Origin of the sequence: Caballeronia sp. LZ008 (assembly GCF_031451435.1) — a bacterium.
Taxonomy (GTDB): Bacteria; Pseudomonadota; Gammaproteobacteria; order Burkholderiales; family Burkholderiaceae; genus Caballeronia; species Caballeronia zhejiangensis.
The window spans coordinates 1-466 of the sequence record NZ_JARUXK010000040.1; the positions used below are offsets into that span (position 1 = coordinate 1).

1 protein-coding gene is annotated in these 466 nt (G+C 62.9%); it reads right to left on the bottom strand.

Annotated elements, in window-relative coordinates; all coding sequences use genetic code 11:
- Positions 1 to 466, bottom strand: a 466-nt coding sequence (locus QCE49_RS33630) for an RHS domain-containing protein (protein WP_250482101.1), incomplete at both ends; no start/stop codon positions are given.

The window sequence follows — 466 nt, forward strand, 5'->3', positions numbered from 1 at the left end:
TATACCGCGCCAGCCACACAACCTTACCCGACTCGTCCAGCAACTCCTGCGGCGTGCCAAGGTGGTCATTCTGATAGAACAGCGTCGCATGACGGCTCTTCGCCGGAACCTGCACAAACCCACCATCAGTGCCCGTCGCGAGAAACGCCGGTTCGACCAGCTTTTCGTCGAGACGAGCGAGCGGCACGAACGTCCCCGGTTCGTGCAGATAGAGCGACGCGCGCGTCCACTGATGGCTCACGTCCAACGTATGCATGCGCTGCGCGACCGGCAGCGAATACGCGTCCCGCTCATCTTCCCGCACCGTCTGATAAGCGGCATTCGCGGACTTGCGCTCGCGTCCATACTCGCGCGGCAGCTCGTCAAAGCGCTCTTCCATGAGCAGCACATCGCCGTCCCATGTGAAGACGGTTAGCTCGGTTGCGCCTGTCGCGCCTCTGACTTCCTTCGCCACGCGCCGCCCGAA